Here is a 25,202-nt window from a genome sequence, read left to right on the forward strand (position 1 = left end):
TGGAAGGCCATGAACGATCATCTTCCCCTTCGCGCGCAGTTCGGCATGCGCTTTTCGCTGCTGGCCCGCCGCTGGCGCCGCGCGGTCGATGCCCGGCTGTCGGCGGCCGGGCTGAGCGATGCAACCTGGGTGCCGCTGGTCCATCTGAAGGAAACCGGCGGCGGCATCAGCCAGAAAGAACTGGCCGCCCTGGTGGGCGTGGATGGGTCGAGCCTGGTGCGCGTCCTTGACATTCTTGAACGCGAAGGAATGATCGAAAGACGCAGGGACCAGGCCGATGGGCGCGCCCGGCTGATCCATCTGACCGCCTCGGGCGAAGCCCGCGTCGGCCAGATCCGCGCCGAACTGGGCCGCGTCGAAGAAACGATGCTTTGCGACCTTGCCGACCGGGAACTCACTGCAATGCTGACGCATTTCGAGACGATCGACCGGCGCATGAACGCGCTGGATGCGCAGGCCGCAGGGCAAGGCCGATGAAGATCCGCAACCTGGCCGACAGGCCGGGTCCGCTGGCGGCAAGCCGCCGGGACGCCGCCCGCCATCTGCTGCATCGCGACCAGTTCCGCGCCAGCGTCGCGCTGTCGCGCCAGCCGTCGCTGCGAAACTCGGCATTGGCGGGGATGCAGGCGGCGATCACCGCCGCCATCGCCTTGCCGCTGTTCTGGCTGTCGCCCTGGTCCGACCTGATCCGATTTGCCTCGCTTGGCGCGCTGGTCGCGTTGTTCGGCCGCTTCGCCCCGGCCCGCAGCCGCAACCGGATCGTCCTGCTTTGCGGGCTTTGGCAGGTGCTGGCGGTGCTGGTCATGTCCGGCGCGGTGTGGATGGGCGCACCGGCGGCCCTGCAACTGGTGCTGCTGGCCCTGTCCTGCGGCGTCTTTCTGTTCGTCAGCCTGACCGGCGGCTTCGGCGCGCCGGGACCGCTGATCTTCGTCTTTGCCTCCGGGGCCTCGATGGCGGGCAGCCTGACCGGCCATGAGGTGATCGGACGCGTCCTGGCAACCGCGCTGGTCGCGGCGCTGGCCTGGGCGGTCTGCGCGGCCAGCGAGGCGCTGCGCCATCACCCGGCGCCCGAGCGTGCGCTGCCGACCGAGCCCGAGCTGTTGCTGAGCCATCGGCTGGCTGCCGCCGCCCGCACCATTGCCGGAGCCGGGATCGCCATTTTTCTAAGCCATGCCTTTGGGGCGAACCACCCGGCCTGGGCGGCGATGGGGGCGCTGGCGGTGATGCAGGGGGCGCATCTGCACATCACCATGAACCGCGCATTGCAACGGATGGCGGGAACGGTGGTGGGGGCGCTGCTGGCCTGGGTCCTGCTGGTGCAGGATCCTGCGGTCTGGACCGTGATCGCCGTGCTGATCGTGCTTCAGGTCGCGACCGAGATGGTGATCGGGATCAACTACGCCTTTGGGCAGATCCTGGTCACGCCGATGGCGCTGTTGATGACCCATCTTGCCGCACCGCATGGCGCCGGGCCGGAAATGGCGCCGGAACGGGTTCTGGACACGCTTTTGGGCGCCGGGGTGGGCATCGCGGCCGCGGTGCTGCTGTCCACGCTTGACGATCGCAAGCATCTGGCCCGGCTGCGGGCCGAGGCCGCCGGCAGGGTCAAAGGGTAACGCCGTCCTAAGCTTGGCCTCGGGTCCGCTTCTTGCCCTGGCCTGCGCCCTGGCCAAGCCCGACCACCGCGGCGGCAAGAAGATCGCTGACCATCAGCTTGCCGATCAGCGGCGCCAATTCGCCCCGCTGCGGGGATGGCACCAGGGGGGCGGTGGTGATGATCTCGTCGCATAGCGGGGCAAGGGCCTCGGCGCCCCCCTGCCCGCAGACCGCCACGGTGATCGCGCCGGCGTCGCGAGAATGGGCCAGGAACGTGCCGGTGCGCAATGTCAGGCCGGTTTCCGACAGGATCATCGCCACCGACCCGCGCTTGCGGGACGCGGCTATCTCGTTCGCGGTGATGTCGTCGCGAAAGGCCCGCGCCAGCAGGCCGATCCGCGAAAAGCGATATGCGAAAAGATCGGCCCCCATCCCCGACACGCCCGATCCGAAGATGTCGATATGCGGCGCATCCCGCATGGCGCGGGCGACGCGATACAGGGTTGCGGCCTCCAACCCGTCCGACGTTCCGCGCAGGGCGGTGCAAAGCTGGTCGACATGGCTGGCGGGGGCGCAGGACGCATCGCCGCGCCGATAGACGACATCGGCGGCCAGGGCGACCCTTAGGTCGCGCAGATTGTCGAACCCCATGGTCCGGCAAAAGCGCACGACGCTGGCTTCGCCCGATTGTGCCGCATGCGCGAGGCCGGCGACCGACAGGCGGATCGCCTCTTCGGGGCGTTCCAGAAAGATGCGCGCCACGCGGGCCTGGGCGGCCGGCAAGGTCGCGCTTTTGTTGTGGATGGCGGCCAAGGTGGTCCGGCCCAGCGTTGGTTGCGTCATGCGCGGCCCTTTGCCCCGGCCCAAGACCGGCTTTTCGTCAAAGCCAGAACGGATTGCTCCAGGCGCGCTTGCCGTCCGGCCCGAAAACGATGACCCGCAGCCACGGGCTGCCGCGAAGACCGTCAAGGGACAGTTCCGCCCGGCTGACCCCGGCTTCGAAATGATAGCTGTGCTGATAGCCCTGGCCCGCGATCAGGATGCCCGCCGCGGGCGAGCATTCGACCAGCAGCCGGTCGTCCTGGAACCGGATGTTCTGGATGCTGGGCCCTTGGGTCGAATAGAACTGCCCCGCCTTCAGTGCCGAGACGATCGCATCCGCCGAACGGTCGCGCGCTTTCAGCATCACCCAGCCGCCGCCGAAATCGGGCGTGCGGAAATGCGCGTCGTCGCAGGCATAGGCCAGCAGCCGGTGCCCCTTGTCCGCCAGCCCGTCCAGCAGATAGGCGCCATCGCCCTTGTCATGCATGATCTGGCAGCCGTGGTTATAGATTTCGACCGCATGGGCCGCATCAAGCAGCGTTTCGGCATCGTCCATCGAAAGCTGGTACCAGGCCGGATGCGCGATGCCGACAAAGGCGCCCGCGGCATGGGCGCGGCGGGCCAGCGCGGGCCCGTCCTCGTGATCCGCGGTCGGCGCGAAATCCGGCGGCAGGCCGACGGCGACCAGGTGCCACAGATCGGACATCTCGGTGCGCGGCGCGTGAAGCTCGGCGCCGAAGATCGGGGTGAAATCCGCGGTTTCCAGATCCGAGATGTCGGTGATCGGAAAGTCGCAGGATTTCAGGAAATGGTCGGTGATCGACAAGAAGTCATAACCGGCGGCGCGATAGCGGGCCGCGACTTCCTGCGGGGCCAGCGTCCCGTCGGACAGGTTGGAATGGGTGTGGATGTTGCCCTTGAGAAAGGGGCCGGGAAGATCAAAGGGGGAAAATGCGCTCATGTGCCTGGGTCCTGCGGATGATGGGCCGGGGGTTGCCCCGGCCCTGCCCTGTCCTGGGTTATTTCGCGATCAGATCGTTGGTGGCTTCGACCATTTCGGCCAGCCCGTCCTCGACGCTCAGATCGCCGCTCATCACTTCGGCGATGATTTCGCGCTGCGTGCGCCAGATCTCGACCGAGTTGGTGCCGGGATAGCCCGCCCAGGGGGTCGCCCGGTCGATCTGGTCCAGCGAGATGCGCCAGTTCGGGTTGTCGCGATAGAAATCGCCCAGCAGTTCGGGGGCCATCGCGTTCTGGTTGGTCGGCATGTAGCCCGAACCGCGCACCGCGATGTTCTGCCCCTCGGCCGAGGACACGAACTTGATGTATTCCCATGCGGCCTGCTGCTTTTCGGGATCGCTGGCCAGGATCACCGCGCCGTTGCCGCCGGTGGGGATCTTGCCGTCGGCGGCGTTGTCCACCGGGAAGATCGCCGTTCCCAGCGTGAACTTGCCGGCCGACAATTCGCCAAAGGACCGGGCCGAGTTCACCGACTGGACGGTAAAGCCCGTCAGCCCGGCGACGAATTGCTGCCGCGCCTGGTCGAAATCCATCTGCTTCATGCCGCCTTCCGCGACGAAGCGGCGGGCCAGTTCCAGCGCGGCGGTGCCGGTCTGGCCGTCCCAGGCCACGGTCACGCCGTCCTCGTTCATGAACGGCACCCCCTGCTGCGAGATCAGCGCCCGCCACAGCCAGTCGTCCGGCCAGGCATCGACCGAATAGGACATGCCCATCACGCCGTCGCCAAGCCCGGCGATCCTGTTGCCAAGCTGGATCCAGCCGTCCCAATCGGTGGGCAGCTTGCCGGTATCGCCGCCGGCCTTTTCGATCAGTTCCTTGTTGTAGAAGATGACCGGGGTCGAGGCGTTGAAGGGCATGGCCCACATCTCGCCGTCGATCACGGTCAGGTTGCTGATCGCGGGGTTGAAATTGTCGGCGATCCAGTCCTGCCCGCCCTCGGCCTCGATAAAGGGGCCAAGTTCGGCGATCTGGTCGCGCGCCGACAGCGTGCGGACCAGTTCCGGCAGCAGATGAAAGCCCGAATGATAGACATCCGGCGCATTGCCGGTCATCGCATCGCGGATGATCGACTGGTGGCCGGTGTCATAGTTTTCGGCCGAGGCGCGGAACTCGACCTTGATGTCGGGATTTTCAGCCATGAATGCCTGGGCGGCGGCCTGGTGGAACGGGCTGTGGCCCGGCCAGGGATGCATGACCTGAATGGTCACTTCGGCCAGGGCCGGACTGCCCAGCATAAGGCCAAGGGCAAGGGTGGGAAGGAATCTGGACATCGGATGGCTCCGTTGGTCTTGGGGAGGAAAGGGAAGGAAGGGGGGTTACTTGACGCCGGTCATGGTGATGCCGCGGACGAAGTGGCGCTGCGCCAGCAGAAAGCCCAGCATCAGCGGCGCGGTCAGGATCGTCGCCGTCGCCATCAGCGCGCCGTAATTCGCGCCGCTTTCGCTGTCGGCAAAGAAGGACAGGCCCAGCGGCGGGGTCATCAGGTCGGTCGAGCGGATCACGACCATCGGCCAGTAAAGGTCGTTCCAATGCGCCGTCACCGAAAAGACCGAGAAGGCCGCGACCGACGGCAGGCAGCCGGGCACCACGACGGTCCACAGGATCGCCCATTCCGGCATCCCGTCCAGGCGCGCGGCCTGGATGATCTCGTCGGGATAAGAGCGGAAGGTCTGGCGGAACAGGAAGATCGCAAAGACCGACAGGAAAAACGGCGCCATGGCCGCAAAATAGCTGTCGATGGCGCCGATCGCGTTCAGGCCCAGAAACAGCGGCAGCGCCGGCGCCTGGATCGGCACGGTCAGCGAGAACAGGACCAGCGCGAACAGCAGGTCGCGGCCCCGGAACTGGAACTTGGCCAGGGCATAGGCGCAGGGGATGGCGGTCAGAAGCTGGACGAGCAGGATCCCGCCCGACACGATGACGCCGTTCTTCAGGAAGGTCAGCGCCGGGATCTCGGTCAGGGCCTGGATATAATATTGCAGCCCGGTGAATTGCTGCGGCAGCCAGCGGAACTGGGGCACGAACAGTTCCTGCGGCGACCGAACCGAGGTCACGATCATCACATAAAAGGGGAACAGGAACAGAAAGGCCAGGAACAGCAAGATCACATGTGCCAGGATCTGTCCGGGGCGAAAGCGGTAAGGGGTATTCATCAGTAATGCACCTTGCGGTCCAGCACCCGCGCCTGGATCCAGGCAAAGACCATCATGATGGCCAGGAACACGACCGTCATCGCGGCGGCCGAACCCATGCGGAAATAGCTGAATCCCTCTAGATAAGTGGTGTAAAGCAGCACGTCGGTCGATCCGCGCGGCCCTCCGCGGGTGACGACGGCCACGGTGTCGAAGACCTTGAAGGCGGTGATGGTCGAGGTGACGACGGCGAACAGCGTCGTCGGCCCCAGCAGCGGCAGGGTGACGTTCAGGAAACGGTCCAGCCTGCTGTCCATGCCGTCCATCGCGGCGGCGTCATACAGGTCCTGGGGAACGCCGGTCAGACCGGCCGAGAAAAGCACCATGTTGAAGCCGGCCAGCGACCAGACATTGATCGCCGCCAGCCCCGCCAGCGCCAGGTCGCGGTCGCCAAAGACATCCAGCGACGGCAGGCCCAGGGATTGCAGCATCAGGTTGAACGGCCCGATGGTCCCGTGCAGCAGGTATTTCCACACCATCGCCATGGCCACCAGCGTGGCCGTCACCGGCAGGAAAAAGACCAGCCGATAGAAACGCTGCCCGCGGTCCAGCGCGTCGATCAGCACGGCCAGAAACAGGCCCAGAAGAACCGAGGCCGGGGCCACCATCGCGACATAGGCGAAGGTGTTCCACAAGGCCCGCTTGAAGGTCCGGTCGTCCAGCAATTGCAGATAGTTGCCAAGTCCGGTCCACCGAAGCCCGGCTTCCCCGAAACGGTAATCGGTAAAGCTAAGCGCGATCATCACCAGGATCGGCGCGATGACGGTCGCGACCAGCAGCAGGACGGCCGGCGCGGCCAGGCCATAGGCGATCCGCGGCGGCAGGACCGCCCCCAGCCGCCCCGGCTGCGCCTTGGGCGCGTGCAGGGACAGGTCAGCCGGCATGGGCAAGCTCGTGCTGGGGCGCCTTGTCCATCCGCGCGCCGCTGGCGTCGAACAGCATGGGCGTCCGGCGCGGCAGCCACAGGTCAAGCCGCTGGCCCGCCGGGGAGATCGGGACCTGTCCCGCGACCGCCCGCGCCGTCAGCCGGGCGCCGCCGGCCAGGCGCAGGAAGACCAGGATTTCATGGCCCAGCTGCTCCACCCGCTCAAGCGTCGCCGGCAGTTGCAGATGTTCCGGGGCGGGCGCAAGCGATACCGATTCCGGCCGGAAGGCGGCGATGGCCGGATCGCGCGGCAGGATCGGCGCGAAGCCTTGGTTCGCCGCGATCAGCTCGTCCGAGCTTATGGTGGCGATCTCGGGCGTGCCGATAAAGCGGGCCACGCGCAGGTCGCGCGGATTGTCGTAAAGCTGGGTCGGGGCGGCGCATTGGACGATCTCGCCGTCCATCATCACCGCCACGCGGTCGGACATGGTCATCGCCTCGACCTGGTCATGGGTGACATAGACGAAGGTCGCGCCCAGCCGGCGGTGCAGCGCCGCGATCTCGGCCCGCATGGTGACGCGCAGCCGGGCATCCAGGTTCGACAGCGGCTCGTCCATCAAAAACACCCGCGGCCGGCGCACGATGGCGCGCGCCAGCGCCACCCGCTGGCGCTGGCCGCCCGACAGCGCGGCGGGCTTGCGATCCAGCATCGCCTCGATCTCGACCAGCCGCGCCGCCTGGGCCACCGCCTGGCCGATCCGGGCGCGGCTTACCGATTGTCCGGGCCACAGCCGCCCGACCAGCGGCAGGCGGGCGGCGGCGGATAGCTGGCGCATCCGCAGCGGCGTCGCGATGTTCTGGCCGACGGTCATATGCGGATAAAGCGCATAGCTTTGGAACACCATGGCGATATCGCGCCCGCTGGGCGGCAGATGATCGACCCCGGCGCCGTCGATGCTGACCGTGCCGCCCGATTGCGGCGCCAGCCCGGCAAGGATGCGCAGCAGCGTGGACTTGCCGCAGCCGGACGGCCCGACCAGCGAGATGAATTCCCCCGGCCTGATCGACAGCGACACGTCGCGCAGGGTCTGCGTTTCCCCGAATGACTTGCTGATGTTGCGCAACTCGATTGCGGCGGTCATGGCGATACTCCCGAATCTCTTGCAGCGGGAGATAGCGGAGCAATACTTCAGGAAGGTGACAAAAACCGGAGTTTAATTGCCATGGCGGAGCAGCGCGGCCGCCCGCACCGGAAAACGGATCGGGCCGCCCGGTGGAATGCCGGGCGGCCCGTTGGTCCCTGGATGGCCCCGGCGTCAGCGCGCCAGGCCCAGGTCCCGGAGATAGGCGACCGAGCGCAGGATTTCCGACTTGTCCCGCAACTCCAGGATCAGCCGCGGGCTTGAGGTCAACTCGCCCAATGCCCGGAAAAGCTGCCTCCAGCGGATCGTGCCCTCGCCGATGCACCAATGGCGGTCGGCATGGCCGTCGGCATCTTGCAGATGCACATGTTCCAGCCCATTTCCGGCGCGGCGGACATAATAATCCACCGTGGGCGCGCCGGTTGAGCCATGGGCATAATGCGCGTGCCCGGTGTCCAGCGATACGGCCATCGCCGGCGTGTCGAAACTGTCGGCCAGGATGCGGCGGATGTCGGGGTCCTTGTCCTCGATGTTCTCGACAACCATGGTGACGCCGATCTCGGCGGCGCGGCGCACCGGCTCGGCCATGGTGGCATGGCAGTTTTCCAGCACGCGGGCATAGGCGGCGCGATCGGGGAAATTGTCCAGGTTGTTGAAATCCCAGGTGGTGTAGGGCGAATGGATCACCATCTGGGTCGCGCCCAGATATTCGCAGACCTCCAGCCCCTGCAACATGCGCCGGGTGACGATGGCGCGCACATCCGGGTCGGGGGTGGCGATGCTCAGCCCCCAGAACGGGCCGTGGATGCCCAGCCGGCCCTTATGGCCCGCCAGCAGGCGGCGGGCTTCGTCCGCCAATGGCTTCCAGTCGCCGTTGAGAACCGCCGCCTCGATGAAATCCTGCAATTCCAGGTCGCGGTTCTCGGACAGGATGAAATCCTGCAATCCCGCCAGGTCCCGCGTGGACATGGCAGCGCCAAGCAATGGTCGTTCGGTCATCTCGGTTTCCTGTTCTTAGGCCGCATCCGGCAGCGAAAGCCGGGACAGCAGGGCGTGAAGTTCGTCCATGCCGTGGACGACGTGATCGGCGCCGGCCTGCGCCAGGCTGCGCGCATGGTCGGCGCGCTGCTCGGCCGGGCCGACAAAGCCGATGGCCAGGCAGCCGGCGCCGATCCCGCAGCGCAGGCCGTGCGGGTTGTCGTCCACGAAGACCGCCTGGGCCGGCGACACCCCCAGCCGGGCCGCGGCGAAAAACGCCAGATCCGGCGCGGGCTTGGCGGCTGGCACCTGTTCGGCCGAATAGATGTGCCCGCCGAACCGCCGCGCCAGCGGCGTGCGGGCGATGGACCTGTCCAGCCTGCGGACAAGCGAGTTCGAACAGACCGCCATCGGCACGTCGAACCCCCACAGGACCCGTTCCACCCCCGCCATCAGCGGCACCTCTTGTTCGAACATGGAAAACAGGATGCGGTCGGCATGGTCGGCGACCGCATGGGGGTCCAGCCCGGCGCGCGCGATCACGGCAAGGCTGGCCGCGGCCGAGTGCCCGCAGAACAGCGCCGCCGCCTCGTCCGTGGTCATCGCGACGCCCGCGGCGGTCATGGCCTGTGCGATCGAGGCGCAGCCCAGCGGCTCGCTGTCCAGCAAAACGCCGTCGCAGTCGAAAAGAATTGCCTTGAACCCGGTCATGCCGCGACGCTTTCCGCCATCAGCCTGCGCAGGGCCACGGGGTTGTCCGAGACCAGGTAGCCCGGCGCGCGCCTGATCCATTCGCGCATCAGCTCCGGCGTGTTGATGGTCCAGGCCGAGCAGCGCGACCGCAGGCCCATCGCCTCGACCAGGTCGAATTCGGCGGCGAAAAGTTCGTGATGGATGCCGATCACGTCCACCAGGTCCCGGACCTCGTGCAGGAAAGCCTCCAGCCCGCCCTGTCGCCCGGCCCAGTCGCGATCGACGGAAATCAGCCGGCGGAAACCGGGCGCATGGTCGCGGATATCGCGGACCACCGCGATGTCGAAGGCATGCAGCACGGCGCGGCTTTCCAGCCCGCGACGGCGCAGCATATCGGCCGCCATGGAAACCATGCGCGGGTCGGTGGTGCCGGTCTGGTCGGGCTTAAGCTCGACGAAAAGATCGGCGCCGCTGGGGGCCAGGATCTCCAGCGCCTCCTCCAGGCTGGGCACGCCTTCGTCGATCAGCGCGCCATCGGGGCCCTTCAGGCGCAGCGCCTTGCGGCTTTGGGGCGTCAGCGCGCGCACCGGGCCGGTGCCGGTGGTCGTCCGCTCCAGCGTGGGGTCGTGGATCACCACCAACTCGCCCGCATCGGTCAGGTGCAGGTCGAATTCGATCCCGTCGAAGCCGTGCTTGACGGTTTCGCGAAAGCCCAGCAGCGAGTTTTCCGCCCAGATATCGCGCGCGCCGCGATGGGCCATGACAAGAGACATGCGTCGTTCCTTTCAGCGTATGGTCGGGTCCAGCCGGTCGCGCAGCCAGTCGCCCAGCAGCGAGATGGAAAGCGTGGTCAGGACGATGACGAATGAGGGGGCCAGCATGATCCAGGGCGCGCGCGTCAGGTATTCGCGCCCGAACCCCACCATGTTGCCAAGCGAGGATTGCGGGGGCTGCACCCCCAGCCCCAGGAAGCTTAGCCCGGATTCCATCAAGATGATCTCGGGGAAGGTCAGGGTCATCGACACGATCAGCGTCGAGGCGACATTGGGCAGGATATGGCGCAGATAGACCCGCGACGGGCTTGCCCCCAATTGCACCACCTCGGCCGCATAGCCCTGGGCCGAGGCGGAAATCGCCAGCCCCCGCGCGATGCGGGCATAGCGTTCCCAGCCGTAAAAGCCCATCAGGCAGACCAGCAGCCACATCGAGGAACCGAAAAAGGCCAGCACCGCCAGCGACATGATCATGAAGGGCAGCGCGGCCTGGAAATCGGCCAGCGCGACCACCAGATGCTCGACCCAGCCCCGGAACTGCGCGGCCAGGAATCCCAGCGTGGTGCCGAAGACCGCCGAGATCAGCGTCGCGCAAAAGGCGATGACCAGCGAGACGCGGATGGATTGCAGCAGGCGCGACAGCACGTCGCGGCCCAGCTCGTCGGTTCCCAGCAGGTGGCCGGGGCTGCCCATGGGCACCAGCCGGTCCCCAAGGTTCATCGCGGTGATGTCATAGGGGCGCAGCCAGTCGGCCAGGATCGCGACAAGGACCATCGCGCCCAGCCACAGCATGGCCAGCGCGACCAGCGCGGGCAGCCTTAGCCGGATGCGGCGGATCAGGCGCGGGGCGGAAACGGTCGTGATATCGGTCATGGCTCGATCCCCTGTTACCGGCCGGGCGCGGCGCCGCGCAGGCGCGGGTCAAGGGCGCCATAGGCGAAATCCACCAGCAGGTTCGCCATCACCATGCTGGCCGCGATGACCAGCAGGATGCATTGCACCACGGCCAGATCGCGGTTGGCGACCGACACGACGATCAGCCGCCCGATGCCGGGCCAGGAAAAGATGCTTTCCACGACGACCGCCCCCGCGATCAGCGCGCCGACCATGAAGCCGACCAGCGTGACGATGGGCACCGCCGCATTGGGCAGGGCGTGTTTCCAGACCACGTCGCGCCAGGGCAGGCCCTTGGCCATGGCGGTGCGGATATAGGGCTGGCCCAGCACCTCGATCATGGCCGAGCGCGAAAACCGCGCCAGGATGCCGATGCCGCCGATGGACATGGTGGCGATGGGCAGGATCGCGTAATGCCAGCCGTCCTGTCCGCCGGCGGGCAGCCAGTCCAGCTTGACGGCAAAGACCAGCACCAGGACCAGCCCCAGCACAAAGGACGGGATGGTGAAGCCAAAGATCGACAGCATGATCACGCCCCGATCCGCGACGGATTCGCGATGCAGCGCCGCATAGACGCCCGCCGGGATGCCGATGCAGATCTTCAGCATCAGGGCCGGGACGGTCAGCGCCAGCGTCGCCGGAACCCGGTCCATCACCAGTTGCAGCGCGGGTGAATGGTCGCGCATCGACACGCCGAAATCAAAGGCCGCCAATTGCCGCAGATAGGCCAGGTATTGCTGCCATAACGGGTCGTTCAGCCCCCAGCGGGCGCGAAAGGCGTCAACCGCATCCTGCGGCGCGTCGGGGCCAAGCAGCACCTGCGCCGGATCGCCCGACAGGCGCAGGACGATAAAGGCAAAGCTCATGACCAGCAGGATGGTCAGCATTGCGCGGGCGAATTTCGTCAGAAGGAATCTCGGCATGGGGCCTCAGGCAGCGGTGCGCTGGTTGGATTGCAGCTTCAGGCAGGCCGCCAGACGGCCGTCATGGCGTTCCAGCGCCGGCACCTTGGCGGCACAGGCGGCATCGGCGATGCGGCAGCGCGGGTGAAAGGCGCAGCCCGCGGGGCGCGCGGCGGGGTTGGGCGGCTCTCCTTGCAGGATGATCCGCCCGCGCAGTCCCGCCCCCGCCTTGGGGACCGAAGACACCAGCGCCTGCGTATAGGGGTGGCGCGGGTCGGCGAAGATCCGGTCCGAGGGCGCCTCCTCGACGATCCGGCCCAGATACATCACCGCCACCCGGTCGCAGATGTTGCGCACCACTTTCAGGTCGTGGCTGATAAAGACCATCGACAGCCCCTCGCGTTCCTGAAGGTCGCGCAGCAGGTTCACCACCTGCGCCTGGATCGAGACATCCAGCGCCGAAACCGGCTCGTCGCAGACAAGAAAGCGCGGCTGGCTGGCCAAGGCGCGGGCGATCACCACGCGCTGGCGCTGGCCGCCCGACAGTTCATGCGGATAGCGGCGCGCCTGGTCGGGGCGCAGCCCGACCCGGTGGATCAGCGCGGCGACACGCTCCTGTCGCTCGGCGCCGCTGGCGATACGGTGGATGTCCAGCGGCTCGGCGATCTGCGCCGCGACGGTCAGCCGCCGGTCCAGCGCCGCCAGCGGGTCCTGGAAGATCAGTTGCATCTGGGCGCGCAGGCGGCGCCATTCGGCGCTGCGGGGGGCGGGCATCGGCCGGCCCAGGTAGCTGACCCGACCCGAAAACGGGGCTTCCAGCCCCAGCAGCATCCGCCCAAGCGTGGATTTTCCCGAACCGGATTCGCCGACGATGCCGACGACCTCGCCCGGATTGACGGTCAGGTCCACGCCATCGACCGCGCGAACCGTGCCGGGCTTGCCGAAAAGGGACTTGGCGGTGGTGTATTGCTGGACCAGTCCCGTGGCTTGCAGGATGGCGTTCATGCCAACATCTCCTGTCGTCTTGCCGCCGGTTCCTGCGCGGGATGGAAACAGGCCAGCAGCCCGCCTTGGCGTTGCGGGCGCAATTCGGGCTGGTGATCCTGGCAAAGACCGCTTGCCGCCGCGCAGCGGGCCGAGAAGGCGCAGCCCCGCGGCAGCTTTCGCGGATCGGGAACGGTGCCTGGAACCGGGTGCAGCCGCGCCCGCCCGGCGTCCAGGTCGGGGATCGCGTCGAACAGCCCGCGCGTATAGGGGTGGCGCGGTGCATCGAACAGGCGTCCGATATCGTTCTGCTCGACGATCCGGCCGGCATACATCACCGCGGCGCGGTCGCAGACGGCGGAAACCGCGCCCAGATCGTGGCTGATAAAGACCATCGCCATGCCGGTCTGGCGGCGCAGGTTCGACAGCAGGTCCAGGATCTGCGCCTGGATGGTGGCGTCCAGGGCGGTCGTCGGCTCGTCTGCGACCAGCAGGTCGGGTTTGCCGGCCAGGGCCATGGCGATCAGCAGCCGCTGGCACTGGCCGCCGGAAAATTCATGCGGGTAAAGGTCGATGCGGGTCGCGGCGGAAGGGATGCCGACCATGTCCATCAGCGCGATCGCCTGGGACCGGGCAGCGGCGCCGCGCAAGCCGCGATGCAGGCGCAGGCTTTCGCAGATCTGCCGGCCGACCCGGTGGACCGGGTTCAACGATGATGACGGGTCCTGGAAGATCATGGCGATCCGGGCGCCGCGCACGGCCTCGACCTGGGCGCGCGGCGCGCCGATCAGCTCGCGCCCCTCGATCATGACCGAGCCGCGGACCTGCGCCTTGCCCGGCAAAAGCCCAAGCGCCGCCAGCCATGTGACCGACTTGCCGCAGCCGCTTTCGCCGACAAGGCCGACCGCCTCGCCCGGCGCGATTTCCAGGTCGATCCCGTGAAGCACCTGCACGCCGTCGAAGGCGACCTTCAGGTCACGGATAAGGACGAACGACATGGGCCATTCCTGCTTTCCAAAAATGAAACGGGACGCGCCGGTAAGCGCGCCCCGTTCTTGCGTCAGACGGTCCAGTTGCCGGTGCGGAAATCCATGGCAAAGGCCGGGGCGGCCTTCCAGTTCAGCTCGGATTTCATCCCGGTGAAGACGGCGTTCTGGTGCAGGACGGTATAGGCCGGATCCTCGCGCTCGGTGATCTCCAGCAGGCGGGCGGCGGCGCGCTTGCGTTCGGCCGGATCGACCGAGGTTTCCATGACCACCGAAAGCTGGTTCACCTCATCGTTCCAGTAGTCGCGCTTTTGCTGGGCTTCGCCGTTGGGTCCGAACTGCACCACCATGGGCGTGATCGGATCGTTGATGAGGTTCGAGGCCGACCAGTCCCGCACCCCCTTGATGCCCTCGGGGTCGTGGATCTGGCCCCAGTTCTCCTTCATCTCGATCTCGACGTTCAGGCCGACCTGCTTCCACATCTCGACCAGCACCTGCGCGGTGGGGGTCTGGTTGGTGTAATAGTTGTTCAGCAGGCGATAGGGGATCGCATCGCCCTTGTAGCCGGCCTGTTTCAGCAGGTCGCGCGCCAGTTCCGGGTCGTATTCGGGAACCGTCCAGCCTTCGACGAACATGTCCGAGGTCTTGAAGCTTTCGAATTGCAAGCCGGCCGGGATCACCGTCTGCCCGCCCCACAGCGCATCGACGATGGCCTTGCGGTCGATCGAATGGCTCATGGCGCGGCGGACCAGCGGATCGGCCAGGATGTCGTTTTCCTTGTTGAAGGTGGTGACGCGGTGGTTCCAGATGGTCGAGCTTTGCACCTCTAGCCCCGGCTGGGCGGTGATGGCGGCGATCTGGTCGGGCGGCAGGTCGCAGGCAAAGTCGTATTCGCCCGACAGCAACCCGTTCACGCGACTGGCGACCTCGGGGACCTCGACAAAGCGGATGCGTTCCAGCGGCGGGCGGCCGCCCCAATAGTCGTCAAAGGCCACCAGCGTCAGCGAAACGTCGGGGCGGAACTCTTCGACCCTATAGGGGCCGGTGGTAACGGGCTTGGCCGCCCAATCGGCATAGGTCGCAGCCTCGTCCCAGGCCCGCTTGTTGGCGATCTGCGAACCAAAGGCGTAAAGGCGGCCCTCCAGCGTGACGTCCGGCGTCGCGTTGTGAAAGCGGACGGTATATTTGTCCACCGCCTCGACGCCGCGCAGCGCCGGCCACAGGCGGCGGGCGACGCCGGGAATGCTGGCGGGCAGTTCCTTGGCGTTCTGCGGCTTGAAATTCTCGGCATAAAGCGTCTTGCCGCCGGCCGGCGCGGTTCCGGCGAACAGCCGCTCGTCCGAGAAAGAGAACACCACGTCTTCGGCGGTCAGTTCGTCGCCGTTGTGGAAGCGGACGCCCTGGCGCAGCTTCAGTTCGATGGTCTTGTCATTCAGGCGGCTCCATTCGGTGGCCAGGCCCGGAACTGGTCCCTGGTTGCCCATCCAGTCGCGCAGGATCAGCCCTTCCCAAAGGTTGGGGAAGAACACCCGCTCGCCCACGTTGGACTGTTCGTTCCAGATATCCAGCGTGTTGTTGTTGGTGATCTTCTGCACCGCGATGGTGATCGAGCGGCGGCTGCCCTGCGCCATCAGGCGGCGCGGCAGGATCAGCGATCCGGCGGCAGCGCCGAAAAGCCCAAGCGTGTTGCGGCGGGAAATGAGCATCCTGGTCTCCTGTCGATCTGGGATCGTGCTGATCCGTTCGGCCGGGTTGTCGTCCCGGTTTGCGACAAGTGGATGACCGGCGCATGAAACTGCGGTGAACTTGCGCTCCGCGGCGGAGCAGGTTTCCGGGGCAGGAAGGGCCCGCGCGCGGCGTGAAAGCTGTTCCAGGCCAAGGGATTGCGCGACTGCTGCCTGCTTCGGCGGCGCGCCGCAGGCTCCGCTTGCGCCGCGCGGCGCGGGACCCATGACGCCGGCCCTGCCCCGCCGGCCGGGCGGAGCGCGGCTGTCCCGGCTGTTCGGCGGCACTGGCGCGGCGGCCTGGGCGGCCCTATATGAAAGCCGACCCCGGCGCCGTCCCGCCGTTGCCGATACGGCGACGGAAACTGCGCGCCACCGATCAGAACCCCATGGGGAATTGCCTTTGCCCACAGGAAGTCCGATGTCCGATTGCCGCCCGATCCTGCTTTCCGATACCCATGTCGCGCGGGTGGCCGCGGCGGACGGGCCGCTTTACGATCCGCGCTGGCGGATGCTGGACGATGCCGATCTGGACCTTTTGGCCCAGGGGCTGACGCAGGGGCGGCCGCGGCCGATTCCGATCTTTGCCTATGGCTCGCTGATCTGGAAACCCGACTTTACCGTGGGCGCGCGCCGTCGCGGCACGGCCATCGGCTGGCATCGCAGCTTCTCGATCTCGCTCGACCATTTCCGCGGCACGCCCGAGCGGCCGGGGCTGATGCTTGCGCTGGCATCGGGCGGGCAATGCGACGGCCTGGTGCTGGATATCGCCGAAGGGACCGAGGCGCAGTCGCTGCGCGCCGTGCTGCGCCGCGAGCTTGTCGCCCACGAATTGGCGGCCAATGCCTGCTGGATCGAGGTCCAGACCGAGCGCGGCCGGGAAGAGGCGCTGACATTCTATGCCGACCCCGTCGGCGCGCAGCTTGCCGATCTGTCGGTCGAGGATCAGGCGCGCCGGCTGGCCCATGCCGCCGGCGCGGCCGGATCGGGCGCGGAATACCTGCTGCGCACCGTCCGCGGCCTGGCCGAGAACGGCATCCACGACGACTATATCTGGCAGCTCCAGCATCTGGTGGCCAAGGAAATCGAGGCCGCGGCCGAAAGGGAAGCGCCCCCCGCCCATGCGACAGGGACGGCGGGACGCAGCGGCGGCTAGCCCGGCCTGGAAAGGCGCGAACGCGCCGCCCGGCGCCTTGCGGTCTTTGCGCCCCGCGCTATTCGGTGGACTTGCGGATACGGGCCGGCTGGGCGGCAGTCCGGCCCGCCGCGTCCGTGTCCCCGGCCCCGGCCCCCTGCCCGGTGGCCAGGGCGGCGGCGGCCTGGGCCACCTCGGGTTCGGGGCGGGTTTCGCCGGCCGGCTGGCCGGGCGGCGCCTGCATGCCTGCCGCGTCCTCGTGATCGGTGACGCCGGCTGTCGCCGCGCCGTCGCGCAGTTCCCGTTCGGCCTGCTGCCAATGCTCGACCTCGCGGCCGCTGGGGCGGCCTTCGGATTCCCAGATCTGGTGGGCACGCTCGCGGATCTTGTCTTGCTCTTCCATGGTCTCCTCCGGTTGCAGGATCAGCGCCGCAGCGCCATGACGGTCTGCCAGGGCAGCGCGATGCTGCCGCCGACAGGCCGGTTGCAGGAAATCTCGTCGGCGGATGTGTCGATGCAAAGCCGCCATTCGCCCTGGGGCAGCGCGAATTGCGCATCCTCGCCGGCGTTGATCAGCACCAGGATCCGGGACTGGTCCCATTCCACCAGCATGGCAAGGCAGCGCAGCTCGGCATCGTCCCAGTCGGCCTGCGCCATCTCGCGGCCCTCGGGGTGCAGCCAGGTGGCGCGCGGCTTGGCCTCGGCGGTCAGGAAGCGCGCCTGCGCCAGCCCGGTTTCCTGGCGAAACCGGACCAGCGCCGCCAGCGCGCCCTGGATGTCGCCGCCGCCCCTGGCCCAGTCGATCCAGGAAATCTCGTTATCCTGGCAATAGGCGTTGTTGTTGCCTTGCTGGGTATGGCCAATCTCGTCGCCGGCCAGGATCATCGGCACGCCTTGCGACAGCGTCAGCGTCGCCAGCATGGCGCGGATCCGCCGCAGCCGGGCCGCCTGGATGGCGGGATCGTCGGTCGCGCCCTCGGCCCCCAGATTGTCGGACAGGTTGTGGTCATGGCCGTCGCGGTTCTGCTCGCCATTGGCCTGGTTGTGCTTTTCGTTGAAGCTGACCGTGTCCATCAGCGTAAAGCCGTCATGCGCGGCCAGGAAATTCACGCTGGAACTGGCCGGCCGGTGGCTGTGGTCGAACTGCACGGGCGAGCCGGCCAGCCGCTCGGCCAGGGCGGGCAGCTGGCCCGGATCGCGCCGCCAAAAGGCGCGGACATCGTCGCGGAACTGGTCGTTCCATTCGCGGAACGGCCAGCGATAGCCGCCGACCTGATAGCCGCCCTCGCCCACGTCCCAGGGCTCGGCGATCAGCTTGACGCCCGACAGCACCGGATCCTGGCGGATGGCGTTGAAGAACGAGCCGTCGCGTTCGAACCCCTGGGCCTCGCGCCCCAGCGTCGAGGCCAGGTCAAAGCGGAACCCGTCCACATGCATCGCCTGCACCCAATAGCGCAGGCTGTCCATCACCAGGCGCAGCACCATCGGATGGGCGACGTTCAGCGTGTTGCCGGTGCCGGTGGTGTCGAAGCTGTGGCGCGGGTCTTCCGGCGACAGCAGGTAATACGAGGCATTGTCGATGCCGCGAAAGGACAGGGTGGGGCCAAGCTCGTTGCCTTCGCAGGTGTGGTTGAAGACCACGTCCAGCACCACCTCGATCCCGGCGGCATGCAGGCGGCGCACGGTTTGCTTGACCTCGCGGATGCGGCCGGATTGCAGATAGGGCGCATGGGGGGCGAAAAAGGACAGGGTGGAATAGCCCCAGTAATTCGCCAGCCCCTTTTCAACCAGGTAGCGGTCATTGGCAAAGGCATGGACCGGCAGCAGTTCCAGCGTGGTGACGCCCAGCCGGTGCAGATGGTCGATCATCGCATCGCTGGCCAGGCCGCGGAAGGTGCCGCGATCCTGGGCCGGCACGTCGGGATGCAGCCGGGTCAGGCCCTTGACATGCGCCTCGTAGATCACCGTCTGGGTCCAGTGATGGCGCAGGGCGCGGTCGCTGTCCCAGTCGAATGCCGCATCGACCACCACGCCCTTGGGCATGAAGGGCGCGCTGTCGCGCCCGTCCAGGCTTTGGTCGTCCTGGCCGATGACATAGCCGTGCAGCGCGTCGTCCCAATGGATCTGGCCGCGCAATTCGCGGGCATAGGGGTCCAGCAGCAGCTTGCTGGGGTTGAAGCGATGGCCCTGTTCGGGGGCATATGGGCCGTGGACGCGGTAGCCATAGACCTGTCCCGGCCGGATGCCGGGCAGATAGCCGAACCAGATCCCGCCCTCCATCTCGGGCAGGTCCAGGCGGGCCAGTTCCTGGCCGCCGGTTTCATCGAAAAGGCACAGCTCGACCCGCGTGGCGTTGTCCGAGAACAGGGCGAAATTCGTGCCCTCGCCCAGGAACTCGGCCCCCAGGGTATCAGAGCGGCCGGCCGTCAGATCGAAAGCGGGCGGGGCGCTGTTTGGCATGGCGGCCGCGCGTCAGGCGACGATGCGCGGAAAGGGCCGGCCGGCCTCGCGCCGGTCCAGCATGGCTTGCGTGACCAGCACGGTGTCGCCGTCGCGGCGGAACCAGCGCCCGTCCTCGACCGCGCATTCGCCGACCACCAAGCCGGGCGGGATCCGCGCGCCGGGGGCGACGATGGTGTTGGTCAGCCGCGCCGATAGGGGCACATGCGCCCCCGGCATCATCACGCTGCCGCGGCCCAGCGACCAGTCCGCCACCAGCGAAGGCTGCGGCGGGCACACGGGCGGCGCGCCCAGGAAATCCAGATGGGCGCGGCGCAATGCGTCCAGCGTGCCCACGTCGCGCCAATAGCTTTGCCCCGAGGCCGAGGGCGGCAGGCGATAGGCCGATGCCTCGGACAGCGCCACCGCCATCGGGATCAGGTCATGGCCGAAATCCAGCGCCAGGGCGCAATCGTGCAACAGCCGCTCGCGCAGCCAGGCGGTGGAAAAGACATAGACGCCCATCGAGACCAGCGCGCAATCCGGCCGGCCCGGCATGGCGGGCGGATCGGCGGGCTTTTCGTGAAAGGCCAGGATGCGGCCGTCCTCATCGGTGGTCATCACGCCAAGGCCCTGGGCCTGCCGGCGCGCGATCACATCGGCCGCGACCGTGACCGCCGCGCCGGAACGCCGATGCGCCGCAACCAGCGCGGCATAGTCCATGTCATAGACATGGTCGGCGGCCAGGACCAGAACCTCGGGGGCGTTCCATGCCTCGACCTGCGGCCAGTTGCGGCGCACTGCGTCGGCGGTGCCGCGATAGCGCCCGCGGCCGTCGCGCAGGACCAGCCCGCCGCGGCCGAACGCCCTGCCCCAGCGGGCGGGCAGGTGCTGGTGCAGCGTGGCCGGGGCGAATTGCGTGGCGACCAGCAGCCGGTCCAGGCCCGAGCGGACCACGTTGGCCATGACGAAATCGACGATGCGGCCGCGGCCGGCAAAGAAGACCGCAGGCTTGGCCTCGTGGGCGGTCAGGTCATGCAGCCGGCTGCCGCGGCCGCCGGCCAGAAGGATCGTCGCGGTCGGGATCGGCAAAGGCGGGGGCACTTGGCGCATGGACGAAACCCTTTGGCTGAAAAGCTGGGACGGGCGCCGCAACGGGGCACGGGTCGCAAACCGGCAAGGGACCGCGATGTTCCCGGACTTATCAAACTTTGCTCCGGCTTTCGTGAACCATCACCCGGCAGCCGTCGGCAAAGTCCTGGCACAGCAGGATGCCGTCGGGGGAAATGTCCGGCGCAGCATGGCAGATTTCCGCGGCCAGCCGGTCGCCGCGCGCTTCGCGCAGCAACCGCAGGCCCTGGGCCGCCGTCTCGACCCGTGCGCCGGCCGCATCCAGGAAATCGCGGCGATCCGCGCGCAGGTCCAGCAAGGCGCGGGTCCAGCGCGCCTTGGGATCGCGCGAGCCGGCAAGCGCCCGCCAGTCGAGCGGGCGGCGGTTGTCGGGATCGGTCAGCGCCAGGAACCCCGTCTCGTCGCCGCGATAAAGGTCCGGGATGCCGGGCCAAAGCATCTGGAACGCGCGCTGCGCCAGCGCCAGCGCCTGGGCCCGCGTCACCAGCGCGGCAAGCTCTGGCGGGGGTGCGGCCTGCCATTGCGCCAGCACCTGGGCGGCAAAGCGGCCCGCGCCCCGTTCGGCGTCTTCGTCGGGGTTCAGCCAGAAACTGGTCAGCTTGGCTTCACGCATGGCTTTTTGCAGGTGGTCCTGCAACCGTTGCGCAACCGGGCTGGCCCCATCCCACAGCGTAAGGGCCGATTGCAGCGCATACCAACGCCAGCGCGGCTGGACCGCGGCGGCGCCGGGCAGCGCCTCGGCCGCCCGGTAAAGCGCCTTGAACGCCTGGGGCAGATGGCTGATGGCGGCCAGCCGCATTCGCGCATCCCCCGACCTTTTCGTGTCATGGGTCGAGACGGGCACCAGGTCCCCGGCCCTGCCCCGCGCCAGCGCCGCATTCGCCGCGGACACCGTGACCGTGGGTTCGTCCGGTTCGGCCCCGACCTCGTTCGCGGCCAGATAGCGCGACCAGCGAAAGCCGGCGGTGTCCTCTTGCGCCTTGGCCAGAAGCGCGCCCGAGACCTGCTGAAAGCGGCGCAGGAACTGGTCCGCGGCCGGGCCGGCGGGGTGCAGCATCAGGTCCACGACCATGTCCAGCACGGCGCGGCTGCGCAGCCCGGCCGCCGCCCGCCCGGCTGCATCCAACAGGATGCGGCGGTCCTCGTCGCGCGGCGGGCCTTCCAGATAGGTGCGATAGCGCGGCATCTCGACCAGCAGGGCGGTGACCGCCTCGCGCAGGGATTCGGGGCCGGGCTCGGCCAGTTCCGAGCCCTGCGCCGCCGCCGCGGCCAGGTCGCGCAACTGCCGGCGTTCGGCGGCAAGCTCGTGTTCCAGCACGTCCAGCTTGGCCTGGCGCAGCGTGTCGCAAAAATCGCCCGCCTCGCCCGTCGCCTTGCGCCAGATGCGGTCCAGACGCCGGATGCCGCCGGCATCGGTCAACAGCCGCGCCATCAGCCGGGCATGTTCATAGCCGGTCGTTCCGGTGATGGGCCAGCCGGGCGGCAGGGTTTCATCCCCGACCAGGATCTTTTCGACCCAGAGCGGGGTTTCGGGCAGCGCGGCGCGCAGCCGGTCCAGATAGCCGCCCGGATCGGCCAGCCCGTCGATGTGATCGACCCGCAGCCCCTGGACCAGCCCCTGCCGCACCAGGTCCAGCACCAGGCCGTGGGTGACGCGGAAAACCGCGGGATCCTCGACGCGCAAGCCGATCAGGCCGGTCACGTTGAAAAAGCGCCGATGGGTGATGCCGTCGCGCTCCAGCTCGGAATGCGCCAGCCGCCAGTGCTGGGCGTCGTGCAACTGGCGCAGGTCGCCTGTCTCGCGTCCTTCGGCCAGGGGCAGGCGCAGATCGCCCCAGCACCAATGCCCGTCCCGGACATGAAAGGCGCCCTCGGCCAGCAGCTTTTCAAAGGGCTCGGGCAGAAAGGGCAGGACCAGCGGTCCCGCCTGCCAGTCGATGTCGAAGACCTGCGCATGCGGGCTGCGCCGACCCTGGCGCAAAACGTCCAGCAGCCAGGGATTTTCCAGCGAAAAGGCGGCATGGTTCGGGACGATGTCCAGGATGATGCCCAAGGCCCGCGCCTGCGCCGCCCGCGCCAGCGCCTCGAAGCCTTGGCGCCCGCCCAGCACCGGGTCGATGGCGGTCGGGTCGGTGATGTCATAGCCGTGGCTGGACCCGGCCACGGCGGCAAAGATGGGCGACAGGTAAAGATGCGAGACGCCCAAGCCCGCCAGGTAGTCCAGGTGCCCGGCCAGTTCGGCAAAGCCCAGCCCGCCGCGCAACTGGATGCGATAGGTGGCAAGCGGCAGGGTTTTGGTCATGACGGCTCCACGCTGGCGCAAAGGGCAAAGGGGTCCACGCCGGGCCGGCCCAGCCGGAACTGCGGCGCGGCGATGGCGGGCAGGTCCTCGACCGCGCCGGCGCTTAGCACGATGCGCAGCGTTCCCGCGCCAAAGCGCCAGCGGGCATCCAGGCCGCGGCGGCCGTGGCGCTGCACCTCGGCCCCGATCCGGCCGCTTTTCAGCAAGCCCACCACGCTTTCGCGGCGGAAATCCAGGGCGCGGCGGGTCAGGTCCAGCCAGGGACGGGCCCGGCCCTCGTCCTGCCAGTCGATGCGCGAGCGTTCCAGCGTCGCCGGGTCCAGCGGGTCGGGAACCGCGCCGCCGAAGCTGGGATCGTCGGCAAATTCCGCCGCGCGGCCCTGGCGCACCGCCTGCGCCAGGTCGCCCCGGTAATCGGCAAAGAACAGGAAAGGGCTTTGCGCGCCGCGCTCTTCGCCCATGAACACCATGGGGATATAGGGTGCGACCAGCAGCAGCGCATAGGCCATCCGCACGCCCGCGGGATCGGCCAGCGCCAGCAGCCTTTCGCCCTGGGCGCGGTTGCCGACCTGGTCGTGGGTCTGGATCGCATTGACGAAGGCCGTCGGTGGCAGGTGCCCGCAGGGCGCGCCGCGGGGCCGGTCGCGGCCGGGGCGGGGCTGGCCTTGCTCGACATGGCCGCGGGCCAGCGCCAGGGCCAGATCGCCCATCGGGTCGCGGGCGAAGCTGGCGTAATAGCCCTGGTCCTCGCCGGTCAGCAGGGTGTGGATCGCGTGGTGGAAATCGTCGTTCCAGCTTGCGTCATAGCCGGACTGGCGCAGGTCGGGCAGGTTGCGTTCGTCCTCGGTGACCAGGTGGATGGCGCGGCCGGCACCTGCGCCGCGCGCGCGCAGCGCCAGATCGGCCAGGAACTGCCTGGCGCCGGGGCCGGCGATCTGGTGGACCGCGTCCAGCCGCAGCCCGTCCAGCCGGAACTCGGCCAGCCAGTATTCGGCGCATTCCGTCCAATAGGCGCGCACGGCGGGCTGGGAAAAGTCGATAGCCGCGCCCCAGGGGGTCTGCCGGCCGGGGTCGAAGAATTCGGGCGAGGTCAGGTGCAGGCTGGCGCCGTCGGGTCCGAAATGGTTCATCACCAGGTCCAGCAGGACCATCAGCCCCAGCCCATGCGCCCGGTCCACGAAGCGGCGCAGGTCGTCCGGCGCGCCATAGGCGGGATGCAGCGCAAAGGGCAATACGCCGTCATAGCCCCAGCCGCGCTGGCCCGGCCACTGGCCCAGCGGCATCAGCTCGATGGCGGTAAAGCCAAGCGCCGCCAGACCCGCCAGCCGGGTTTCCGCCTCGGCCAGCGTTCCCGATGGGGTGAAGCTGCCGACATGCAGCTCATAGATCGCCGCTTCGGCCCAATCCCGGCCCCGCCACGGCACCCGCCAGGGAAAATCCGCCGCGGCCGTCACCACCGAGGCGCCATGCACCCCCCGCACCTGGCAGCGGCTGGCCGGATCGGGCGCAAGTCGGCCGTCCACCCGGAACAGATAGGTGTCGCCGATCCCCGGACGGGCGGTCGCGGACCAATAGCCGTCGCCGTCCCGCGCCATGTCCTGTTCGCGGCCGTTCAGGACAAGCTGGACCCGGTCCGCGCCCGGCGCCCAAAGCCGCGCCTGCCAGCGACCGGCATCGTCCCAGCAGGCGCCCCAGCGGGCCACGGGTCCGCCGCCCGGCCCTAGCGTTTGGCCGCGACGTCCTGGCCCAGGCGCGCCAGGTATTCCCTGGTCACGCCGTCCATGTTGTCCAGCAGCCACAGCGCCATGTCCTGTTCCTGGCGCAGAATGCCGTTCAGCACCGTCACCGCCTCTTGATCGTCCAGAAGCTCGGCGGTGGCGATCAGGATCGTATAGCTGGCGATCTCCATCTGCTCAAAGGCATAGCTGAACAGGCTGCCCTTGACGACCTCGTCGGTCGAGACCGCCCCGCCCAGGCTTTGCGCCAGGGCCATCGCCCGCCCGGTCATGTCCTTGATGGTCGAGGAACTGGTGCCATAGCGGTCCAGCAACCCTTCCAGCGCCTCGACCTGGGATTCGGTCTCGCGGATGTGCTGCTCGATCCGGCCGCGCAGGGCGGGATAACCCTCGATCCGGTTCGCCTGGCTGTTCAGCATGGTCAGGGCCTGCTTTTCAGCGGCATGGGCATCGCGCAGCCATTCAAGAAAGGTTTCGCGGATCTGTTCCATGTCGTGCCACCTCGGGGCTGAATGATGCTCGGGGACGCGGCCGCTGTTCCCGCATCGGCGGGCCGGGCTGCAACCGCTCACCAACAAGCGGGCCGCGGATTTGTTCCCGCGGCCGCCCCGATGCAGGGGCGCGCGCGCCCGCCGGCATTTGTCCCGCTTGCCAGCGCCGTCGCCAGCCGCTAGGGATCATGCGTCGGTTTCCGCAAGGAATTGAAAGGGAATCCGTCGGGGCGCGTAGCTGCCCCGAACCGGAACTGCCCCCGCAACTGTAGGCGGCGAGCAAGATGCGAAAAAGCCACTGTGGCGCTTGCGCCATGGGAAGGCCGCATTCCTGCCGTGACCCGTCAGTCAGGAGACCTGCCGACGATGTTTGACCAATCCGAGCGGGTCGGCTCGG

Annotated in this window: 23 protein-coding genes and 1 riboswitch; of the genes, 3 read left to right on the top strand and 20 right to left on the bottom strand. The window is 68.1% G+C overall.

Going from position 1 to position 25,202, the window contains the following annotated elements:
* Positions 1-9: 9 nt before the first annotated feature.
* Both F3H32_RS11740 and F3H32_RS11745 read left to right on the top strand, forming a co-directional pair.
* Positions 10-477 carry a MarR family winged helix-turn-helix transcriptional regulator gene (locus tag F3H32_RS11740; RefSeq protein ID WP_149766031.1) on the top strand — a complete coding sequence of 156 codons (468 nt, stop codon included), beginning with the start codon at positions 10-12 and terminating at the stop codon, positions 475-477.
* Positions 474-1,616, top strand: coding sequence for an FUSC family protein (locus F3H32_RS11745; RefSeq protein WP_149766032.1), 1,143 nt, complete (start codon positions 474-476; stop codon positions 1,614-1,616). The genes F3H32_RS11740 and F3H32_RS11745 overlap by 4 nt, the downstream gene beginning before the upstream one ends.
* Before the next feature lie 7 nt (positions 1,617-1,623).
* Here the strand turns inward: F3H32_RS11745 and F3H32_RS11750 are convergent, their stop codons facing one another.
* From F3H32_RS11750 to F3H32_RS11815, 14 genes are all read right to left on the bottom strand, one after another.
* A complete protein-coding gene (locus tag F3H32_RS11750) occupies positions 1,624-2,439 on the bottom strand; it encodes a MurR/RpiR family transcriptional regulator (protein ID WP_149766033.1) in 816 nt (271 codons plus the stop codon).
* A gap of 37 nt (positions 2,440-2,476) precedes the next feature.
* Entirely contained in the window at positions 2,477-3,379 is a 903-nt protein-coding gene (locus tag F3H32_RS11755) for a PHP domain-containing protein (protein ID WP_149766034.1), read from the bottom strand.
* 58 nt (positions 3,380-3,437) lie between these two features.
* Positions 3,438-4,709, bottom strand: a complete 1,272-nt coding sequence (locus tag F3H32_RS11760; RefSeq protein WP_149766035.1) for an ABC transporter substrate-binding protein — start codon at positions 4,707-4,709, stop codon at positions 3,438-3,440.
* A 45-nt stretch (positions 4,710-4,754) separates the two neighbouring features.
* Complete coding sequence (locus tag F3H32_RS11765) at positions 4,755-5,591, bottom strand: carbohydrate ABC transporter permease (protein WP_149766036.1); 837 nt, start codon at positions 5,589-5,591, stop codon at positions 4,755-4,757.
* Positions 5,591-6,514, bottom strand: a complete 924-nt coding sequence (locus F3H32_RS11770) for a carbohydrate ABC transporter permease (protein WP_149766037.1) — start codon at positions 6,512-6,514, stop codon at positions 5,591-5,593. Before F3H32_RS11770 ends, F3H32_RS11765 begins: the two co-directional genes overlap by 1 nt.
* Entirely contained in the window at positions 6,504-7,637 is a 1,134-nt protein-coding gene (locus F3H32_RS18090; protein WP_149766038.1) for an ABC transporter ATP-binding protein, read from the bottom strand. The genes F3H32_RS11770 and F3H32_RS18090 overlap by 11 nt, the downstream gene beginning before the upstream one ends.
* Positions 7,638-7,811: 174 nt before the next feature.
* On the bottom strand, positions 7,812-8,636 hold the full coding sequence (locus tag F3H32_RS11780; protein ID WP_149766039.1) for a sugar phosphate isomerase/epimerase family protein: 825 nt from the start codon (positions 8,634-8,636) through the stop codon (positions 7,812-7,814).
* Positions 8,637-8,651: 15 nt separating this feature from the next.
* Positions 8,652-9,326: an HAD family hydrolase gene (locus F3H32_RS11785; protein ID WP_188128651.1), complete on the bottom strand. Its 675-nt coding sequence runs from the start codon at positions 9,324-9,326 to the stop codon at positions 8,652-8,654.
* Complete coding sequence (locus tag F3H32_RS11790) at positions 9,323-10,081, bottom strand: glycerophosphodiester phosphodiesterase family protein (protein ID WP_149766041.1); 759 nt, start codon at positions 10,079-10,081, stop codon at positions 9,323-9,325. Before F3H32_RS11790 ends, F3H32_RS11785 begins: the two co-directional genes overlap by 4 nt.
* A gap of 12 nt (positions 10,082-10,093) precedes the next feature.
* Complete coding sequence (locus F3H32_RS11795; RefSeq protein WP_149766042.1) at positions 10,094-10,954, bottom strand: ABC transporter permease; 861 nt, start codon at positions 10,952-10,954, stop codon at positions 10,094-10,096.
* A 14-nt stretch (positions 10,955-10,968) separates the two neighbouring features.
* Positions 10,969-11,898, bottom strand: a complete 930-nt coding sequence (locus tag F3H32_RS11800) for an ABC transporter permease (protein ID WP_149766043.1) — start codon at positions 11,896-11,898, stop codon at positions 10,969-10,971.
* Positions 11,899-11,904: 6 nt separating this feature from the next.
* Entirely contained in the window at positions 11,905-12,882 is a 978-nt protein-coding gene (locus tag F3H32_RS11805) for an ABC transporter ATP-binding protein (protein WP_149766044.1), read from the bottom strand.
* Complete coding sequence (locus F3H32_RS11810; RefSeq protein ID WP_149766045.1) at positions 12,879-13,859, bottom strand: ABC transporter ATP-binding protein; 981 nt, start codon at positions 13,857-13,859, stop codon at positions 12,879-12,881. Before F3H32_RS11810 ends, F3H32_RS11805 begins: the two co-directional genes overlap by 4 nt.
* A 62-nt stretch (positions 13,860-13,921) precedes the next feature.
* A complete protein-coding gene (locus F3H32_RS11815) occupies positions 13,922-15,553 on the bottom strand; it encodes an ABC transporter substrate-binding protein (RefSeq protein ID WP_149766046.1) in 1,632 nt (543 codons plus the stop codon).
* 439 nt (positions 15,554-15,992) lie between these two features.
* Between F3H32_RS11815 and F3H32_RS11820 the strand changes: the two genes are divergently transcribed.
* The gene (locus F3H32_RS11820; RefSeq protein WP_188128652.1) at positions 15,993-16,727 is read left to right on the top strand and encodes a gamma-glutamylcyclotransferase; all 735 of its coding nucleotides are present in this window, start codon (positions 15,993-15,995) and stop codon (positions 16,725-16,727) included.
* 58 nt (positions 16,728-16,785) lie between these two features.
* Here F3H32_RS11820 and F3H32_RS17895 read toward each other — a convergent pair whose 3' ends face one another.
* From F3H32_RS17895 to F3H32_RS11850, 6 genes are all read right to left on the bottom strand, one after another.
* Complete coding sequence (locus tag F3H32_RS17895; protein WP_149766048.1) at positions 16,786-17,109, bottom strand: DUF2934 domain-containing protein; 324 nt, start codon at positions 17,107-17,109, stop codon at positions 16,786-16,788.
* Positions 17,110-17,129: 20 nt separating this feature from the next.
* A complete protein-coding gene (gene glgX / locus F3H32_RS11830; protein ID WP_149766049.1) occupies positions 17,130-19,166 on the bottom strand; it encodes a glycogen debranching protein GlgX in 2,037 nt (678 codons plus the stop codon).
* A 12-nt stretch (positions 19,167-19,178) separates the two neighbouring features.
* A complete protein-coding gene (locus F3H32_RS11835; RefSeq protein ID WP_149766050.1) occupies positions 19,179-20,258 on the bottom strand; it encodes a sugar phosphate nucleotidyltransferase in 1,080 nt (359 codons plus the stop codon).
* Positions 20,259-20,349: 91 nt separating this feature from the next.
* Positions 20,350-22,578 carry a malto-oligosyltrehalose synthase gene (treY, locus tag F3H32_RS11840; protein WP_149766051.1) on the bottom strand — a complete coding sequence of 743 codons (2,229 nt, stop codon included), beginning with the start codon at positions 22,576-22,578 and terminating at the stop codon, positions 20,350-20,352.
* A complete protein-coding gene (gene treZ / locus F3H32_RS11845) occupies positions 22,575-24,281 on the bottom strand; it encodes a malto-oligosyltrehalose trehalohydrolase (RefSeq protein WP_149766052.1) in 1,707 nt (568 codons plus the stop codon). Before treZ ends, treY begins: the two co-directional genes overlap by 4 nt.
* 17 nt (positions 24,282-24,298) lie before the next feature.
* A complete protein-coding gene (locus tag F3H32_RS11850; RefSeq protein ID WP_115756690.1) occupies positions 24,299-24,805 on the bottom strand; it encodes a ferritin-like domain-containing protein in 507 nt (168 codons plus the stop codon).
* Between the two features lie 177 nt (positions 24,806-24,982).
* Positions 24,983-25,184: riboswitch (cobalamin riboswitch) on the top strand.
* Positions 25,185-25,202: the final 18 nt, after the last annotated feature.

The organism is Paracoccus thiocyanatus (genome assembly GCF_900156255.1).
In the GTDB taxonomy this organism is placed as follows: domain Bacteria; phylum Pseudomonadota; class Alphaproteobacteria; order Rhodobacterales; family Rhodobacteraceae; genus Paracoccus; species Paracoccus thiocyanatus.

What these genes read in the sequence shown, in the direction of transcription:
- F3H32_RS11740 (WP_149766031.1), top strand. Translation starts at nt 10, where the DNA reads ATGAACGATCATCTTCCCCTTCGCGCGCAGTTCGGCATGCGCTTTTCG.
- F3H32_RS11745 (WP_149766032.1), top strand. Translation starts at nt 474, where the DNA reads ATGAAGATCCGCAACCTGGCCGACAGGCCGGGTCCGCTGGCGGCAAGC.
- F3H32_RS11750 (WP_149766033.1), bottom strand. Translation starts at nt 2,439, where the DNA reads ATGACGCAACCAACGCTGGGCCGGACCACCTTGGCCGCCATCCACAAC.
- F3H32_RS11755 (WP_149766034.1), bottom strand. Translation starts at nt 3,379, where the DNA reads ATGAGCGCATTTTCCCCCTTTGATCTTCCCGGCCCCTTTCTCAAGGGC.
- F3H32_RS11760 (WP_149766035.1), bottom strand. Translation starts at nt 4,709, where the DNA reads ATGTCCAGATTCCTTCCCACCCTTGCCCTTGGCCTTATGCTGGGCAGT.
- F3H32_RS11765 (WP_149766036.1), bottom strand. Translation starts at nt 5,591, where the DNA reads ATGAATACCCCTTACCGCTTTCGCCCCGGACAGATCCTGGCACATGTG.
- F3H32_RS11770 (WP_149766037.1), bottom strand. Translation starts at nt 6,514, where the DNA reads ATGCCGGCTGACCTGTCCCTGCACGCGCCCAAGGCGCAGCCGGGGCGG.
- F3H32_RS18090 (WP_149766038.1), bottom strand. Translation starts at nt 7,637, where the DNA reads ATGACCGCCGCAATCGAGTTGCGCAACATCAGCAAGTCATTCGGGGAA.
- F3H32_RS11780 (WP_149766039.1), bottom strand. Translation starts at nt 8,636, where the DNA reads ATGACCGAACGACCATTGCTTGGCGCTGCCATGTCCACGCGGGACCTG.
- F3H32_RS11785 (WP_188128651.1), bottom strand. Translation starts at nt 9,326, where the DNA reads ATGACCGGGTTCAAGGCAATTCTTTTCGACTGCGACGGCGTTTTGCTG.
- F3H32_RS11790 (WP_149766041.1), bottom strand. Translation starts at nt 10,081, where the DNA reads ATGTCTCTTGTCATGGCCCATCGCGGCGCGCGCGATATCTGGGCGGAA.
- F3H32_RS11795 (WP_149766042.1), bottom strand. Translation starts at nt 10,954, where the DNA reads ATGACCGATATCACGACCGTTTCCGCCCCGCGCCTGATCCGCCGCATC.
- F3H32_RS11800 (WP_149766043.1), bottom strand. Translation starts at nt 11,898, where the DNA reads ATGCCGAGATTCCTTCTGACGAAATTCGCCCGCGCAATGCTGACCATC.
- F3H32_RS11805 (WP_149766044.1), bottom strand. Translation starts at nt 12,882, where the DNA reads ATGAACGCCATCCTGCAAGCCACGGGACTGGTCCAGCAATACACCACC.
- F3H32_RS11810 (WP_149766045.1), bottom strand. Translation starts at nt 13,859, where the DNA reads ATGTCGTTCGTCCTTATCCGTGACCTGAAGGTCGCCTTCGACGGCGTG.
- F3H32_RS11815 (WP_149766046.1), bottom strand. Translation starts at nt 15,553, where the DNA reads ATGCTCATTTCCCGCCGCAACACGCTTGGGCTTTTCGGCGCTGCCGCC.
- F3H32_RS11820 (WP_188128652.1), top strand. Translation starts at nt 15,993, where the DNA reads ATGTCCGATTGCCGCCCGATCCTGCTTTCCGATACCCATGTCGCGCGG.
- F3H32_RS17895 (WP_149766048.1), bottom strand. Translation starts at nt 17,109, where the DNA reads ATGGAAGAGCAAGACAAGATCCGCGAGCGTGCCCACCAGATCTGGGAA.
- glgX (WP_149766049.1), bottom strand. Translation starts at nt 19,166, where the DNA reads ATGCCAAACAGCGCCCCGCCCGCTTTCGATCTGACGGCCGGCCGCTCT.
- F3H32_RS11835 (WP_149766050.1), bottom strand. Translation starts at nt 20,258, where the DNA reads ATGCGCCAAGTGCCCCCGCCTTTGCCGATCCCGACCGCGACGATCCTT.
- treY (WP_149766051.1), bottom strand. Translation starts at nt 22,578, where the DNA reads ATGACCAAAACCCTGCCGCTTGCCACCTATCGCATCCAGTTGCGCGGC.
- F3H32_RS11850 (WP_115756690.1), bottom strand. Translation starts at nt 24,805, where the DNA reads ATGGAACAGATCCGCGAAACCTTTCTTGAATGGCTGCGCGATGCCCAT.